General features: G+C 57.2%; 5 protein-coding genes and 1 pseudogene. 1 reads left to right on the forward strand and 5 read right to left on the reverse strand.

What is annotated here, in order from left to right:
- Positions 1–183: 183 nt before the first annotated feature.
- The 5 genes and pseudogenes from ACTQ05_RS09270 to ACTQ05_RS09290 all read right to left on the reverse strand — a co-directional run bounded on the left by ACTQ05_RS09270 (position 184) and on the right by ACTQ05_RS09290 (position 3,399).
- Entirely contained in the window at positions 184–885 is a 702-nt protein-coding gene (locus tag ACTQ05_RS09270) for a methyltransferase domain-containing protein (RefSeq protein ID WP_052241580.1), read from the reverse strand.
- A 63-nt stretch (positions 886–948) separates the two neighbouring features.
- A pseudogene (locus tag ACTQ05_RS09275) lies at positions 949–1,089 on the reverse strand (putative RNA methyltransferase); the annotation flags it as partial.
- A 140-nt stretch (positions 1,090–1,229) separates the two neighbouring features.
- On the reverse strand, positions 1,230–1,580 hold the full coding sequence (locus tag ACTQ05_RS09280) for a type II toxin-antitoxin system PemK/MazF family toxin (protein ID WP_441538936.1): 351 nt from the start codon (positions 1,578–1,580) through the stop codon (positions 1,230–1,232).
- The gene (locus ACTQ05_RS09285; RefSeq protein ID WP_441538938.1) at positions 1,555–1,818 is read right to left on the reverse strand and encodes a hypothetical protein; all 264 of its coding nucleotides are present in this window, start codon (positions 1,816–1,818) and stop codon (positions 1,555–1,557) included. Before ACTQ05_RS09285 ends, ACTQ05_RS09280 begins: the two co-directional genes overlap by 26 nt.
- Positions 1,819–2,319: 501 nt before the next feature.
- Positions 2,320–3,399 carry an IS1595 family transposase gene (locus ACTQ05_RS09290; protein WP_441538940.1) on the reverse strand — a complete coding sequence of 360 codons (1,080 nt, stop codon included), beginning with the start codon at positions 3,397–3,399 and terminating at the stop codon, positions 2,320–2,322.
- 160 nt (positions 3,400–3,559) lie between these two features.
- Between ACTQ05_RS09290 and aph(3')-IIIa the strand changes: the two genes are divergently transcribed.
- Positions 3,560–4,354 carry an aminoglycoside O-phosphotransferase APH(3')-IIIa gene (aph(3')-IIIa, locus tag ACTQ05_RS09295; protein ID WP_441538941.1) on the forward strand — a complete coding sequence of 265 codons (795 nt, stop codon included), beginning with the start codon at positions 3,560–3,562 and terminating at the stop codon, positions 4,352–4,354.
- The last annotated feature ends 136 nt before the right edge of the window (positions 4,355–4,490 follow it).

Raw genomic sequence — 4,490 nt, forward strand, 5'->3', positions numbered from 1 at the left:
GATGACGCGGAAACGGCCCCTCCCGGGGCCGTTTCAGTTCCAGATCGTTGTTTTCGCCCGCTGAGCTGGGCCTATGCCGGAATCTCTCCCACAGAAACCACCGAAGAGCCAGATTTCTTCTGGGGCGGTTGACAAGGGCTGTCCTTCAGCCCTGCAATTAAGAGGATGATGAGCTGGCTGAGCTCATGAAGGGCCTTGGGAGCGAGGGGTGCCCACCAGCAATTCAGCCTCGATGGTGATGCTTTTCACACGCGATAGATTTAGGGACTCCGCGTCGATGCCGAACAGCAGCGGCGTCATCTCGGCGAACACGCGGACGTCCCTTTCGGACATCTCGAAGGTGCGCGTCACCTTGATGCGGTCGGTCATCTTGAAGTGCTTCTCAAAGCAATCGGTCACCAGCTGGTTTGAGTATTCCTTGCTGCGCAAAGATCCTTCAGCAAGGTGGCGCAGCTCCGTAAGATGATTGCTGCCTGGAACCACTTTGACCAGCACTCCTGGCGCGGAGGCGTTTCTGGTTGGGGTGAGAACGCGCTTGAATTCGTCGTAGTTCGAGGGAGCGAATACGTCCACCACGCAGTTGATGGAGCCTTTCAGCACGGGGATGTTCGTCAGGTCGCCAACCAGCCATTTGACCGCCTTTCTGGAATCGTGGCGGGCCGCCATCAGCATGGCGTCTTTTGAGAGGTCAAACGCCACCACGTCGACACAGAGGTTTTCTCGGATTGCACGTGCATAGAAGCCTTCTCCGCATCCCGCGTCGAGCACGCGGAATGGCGTCGCGTTCACAGCTGCAGGACCCTCGCTTGGGGAAAGGGCCCTTCCTACCGCGGTGAGGACGGCTTCTTTCACGTGGTCGTAATACCCTGCCTCCAGGATTGCCATGCGGCTCTCAAAGGATTCTTTGCTGTAGTGGGCTGACTGCCTGGAGGGCCCTAGAAGGTTTACGTACCCCTGCTTTGCGATATCGAAGCAGTGCCTCTTCGGACATACGAGGCTCCCTTCCTGCAGCTTCAGGGCGCTGTGGCAAAGGGGGCAAGAGAGCACGTCGGCGCTGTCAGCAAATCGCGCGTATCTGTCGAGTACCATTGCGTCTCCTTTCGTCCAAGCAATTCTAGCGTGTTAGCGCTAACGTATAAATAAGGCTGTGTTAACCCAAGATGGTGCTAGAAAAGGGTTCAGTTCAAACAGCCAGGCCCCCGCCCCTTTCCAAACCAGATGGACTGCTTTTACCTAAGCGCACTCGCTATCAACTGCAGCAGCACGTCAGAGACTCGACCTATCGGCTCGTCTCTTTTAAGCCTGTCCCGTTCCAGGATGAGTTTCTGGTCGAGGCGAACATAAGACGGTTTGCGCAAGCCGCAGTGCTGCCAGTCAATGATGGGAACAACGATGCCTGTTCCCGTTATGGACAGGTCCTTAGACGTTACCTTTGCTGCCAGAGCGGTGAAGGTTGAGTCGAGGACGTCGACGATGATAACAGGCCGAACCTTTCCGACTCCGGGGTGGTCCTTGTACTCAACATATGCGAGCCAAATGTCACCTGGAGCCGGTTTACACGAGGTCATCATAGAGCCCATCGTCCTCGGGGCAATACCACTCTGCAGGCAATACGGTCACGCCGTCTGCATTCGGGCGCGCGATGTCAGGCGCGTTCCAGTCAACTGTCGTGATGTGCCTTCCCGACAGCGGCGCAATCGCAACCCAAGGCTTCGAGTTCTTGAAGACTGTGACAGGCTGGCCTGTCTCAGCCACCATGGTGGCGATCTTGGAGAAGTTGGCTCTGGTCTCAGCAACTGTAGCGGTAAGCTCTGCCATAACATGCTCCCTAACGAGTTGTACTATATTGCAGCATCCATTATAGCTCGAATCCGTTACACGATTGTGTACACATTTCATGCTGAGCCCTCCTTTCTGTTGCGCCGGGCGTCCCCGGCATCCATTGAGTGAATGTCGGGCGCGTCCGCCCAGTGCATACAGGCCGGAGACCTGGATTTGCCAAAAGCCATCTGGTGCTGTCAAGGTGCCTGCCGCGCTCTATCAGGAACGCCGGGCCGCATCAGCTTTATCTTCCCACAGCTCTTGGACTGCGTGCTGATCTCGCGGCGCAGAACCCCTGCATCGACGGCCAACCGCTAGCCATTGTCCCATGAGAGCGATGCGCCGCATGCTCTCGCGGTTCTCGGTCCATCTGGTTTTCAAGGTGCGTCGGCAGCCGCGTGCGTGAAGCGGCAGACCGTGAAGCCATATGCAACGCTACCGCGCCACCCCCGGCGCCTCAAGGCCCCGGGCAGCAAAACGCCTGAAATGCCATAACCTCTACGTCGCGCTCGGCCAGCCGTAGTAGTCCATGAACAGGTAGGGGGATTCTGCCAGCTCGCGCCTCGTGTCCGCGTAGGAGCCCTCGATCGCCTGCCTGAGCACCAGCTCGATCATGTCGGCGCGGTTCTGGGTGGAGAAGCTCCAGCGCCACTTGAACCACGCCATGTACAGCCCCAGGCGCCTTGTGGCGACCCCGCGGAAGTTGTCCATGAAGCACGACAGCGACGAGTGTACGGCGTTGATGCGGTTGACCTTGTGGGCCCTCGCGTCGAAGGAGTCGTGCACGGCGACCCCCAGTTCCCTCAGCGCGCCAGGGTAGGCCTTGTGCTTGTCCGTGCAGACGATGGCCCCCTCGACGACCCTGCCCTCGAGCCGGCTCTCGGCGACAGCCCTGGTCAGCGGCCCGCGGCACGCCACGTCGAAGAAGAAGTCCCCGGTGTCGGACACGCCCGTGAGCACGCAGATCTTGTCCTTGGAGATGCCGCGCCTGGCCTGGGAGTGTTTTGGCTTCCCCGCCATGCCCTTCACGCCGCGCCTCTTGGCTGGCCTTGGCATCTGGAAGCCAGGGTTGCGGGTGTGGTTGCCAGAGAACGACTCGGTGAAGTAGCACTCGTCGAGCTGGCACCCGTTGCCCGCACCCACGCGGAAGGAGGGGAGCAGCTCGTAGAGGCACTGCAGCAGCCGGATGCGCATGAACCACGCCGTCTTGAGCGACACGCCGCACTTGCTGGCGGCCTCCCTCAGCGTCAGGACATCCACCAGGCACTCCGCGTACTTCTTCCATACAGCAGCGTCGAGCTTGCTCGCGCCAAGGACGGACCTGCGCATGCGACCGAAGCGCCTGCCGCAGTCCCTGCACCTCCAGCGCTGCCCGCCGGACGCGTCGTGGCCGTCGCGGTTGATCGACACCGACCCACAGCGGGGGCAGCATGCGACCTCGGGCTCGTCCCCTGCGTCGAGGGCCAGCTGCGCGTCGATCACGTCTTGAATCGCCGCGATCATCCTGCGGCGCTGGTCCTTGCCCATCGCCGCCAGCCCGCCCCTCACGGTCTCCTCGAGGCTGTGCTTCCCTGCCATCGCTTCCCTCCAGCGCTCGCTTGTCTATGCAGTGGGGATGCTATCGCGGGGGTGTGACGCAGAAACGGGCCCGAGAAACACCATCTTGGGTTAACACAACCTTATAATTAGCTTCTTGGGGTATCTTTAAATACTGTAGAAAAGAGGAAGGAAATAATAAATGGCTAAAATGAGAATATCACCGGAATTGAAAAAACTGATCGAAAAATACCGCTGCGTAAAAGATACGGAAGGAATGTCTCCTGCTAAGGTATATAAGCTGGTGGGAGAAAATGAAAACCTATATTTAAAAATGACGGACAGCCGGTATAAAGGGACCACCTATGATGTGGAACGGGAAAAGGACATGATGCTATGGCTGGAAGGAAAGCTGCCTGTTCCAAAGGTCCTGCACTTTGAACGGCATGATGGCTGGAGCAATCTGCTCATGAGTGAGGCCGATGGCGTCCTTTGCTCGGAAGAGTATGAAGATGAACAAAGCCCTGAAAAGATTATCGAGCTGTATGCGGAGTGCATCAGGCTCTTTCACTCCATCGACATATCGGATTGTCCCTATACGAATAGCTTAGACAGCCGCTTAGCCGAATTGGATTACTTACTGAATAACGATCTGGCCGATGTGGATTGCGAAAACTGGGAAGAAGAAACTCCATTTAAAGATCCGCGCGAGCTGTATGATTTTTTAAAGACGGAAAAGCCCGAAGAGGAACTTGTCTTTTCCCACGGCGACCTGGGAGACAGCAACATCTTTGTGAAAGATGGCAAAGTAAGTGGCTTTATTGATCTTGGGAGAAGCGGCAGGGCGGACAAGTGGTATGACATTGCCTTCTGCGTCCGGTCGATCAGGGAGGATATCGGGGAAGAACAGTATGTCGAGCTATTTTTTGACTTACTGGGGATCAAGCCTGATTGGGAGAAAATCAAATATTATATTTTACTGGATGAATTGTTTTAGTACCTAGATTTAGATGTCTAAAAAGGAGGCTTCGGTAGTTTGTGTGACAAGGGGCTAGCCTAGGCAGCAACGCTCTTCGCTCCCTTCACGCCCTTCTTCCTCGCCTTCACCGGGCGACCCGGGAGCTGGGGCTGGC

This window comes from Collinsella sp. LCP21S3_A9, from assembly GCF_052118785.1.
Taxonomy (GTDB): domain Bacteria; phylum Actinomycetota; class Coriobacteriia; order Coriobacteriales; family Coriobacteriaceae; genus Collinsella.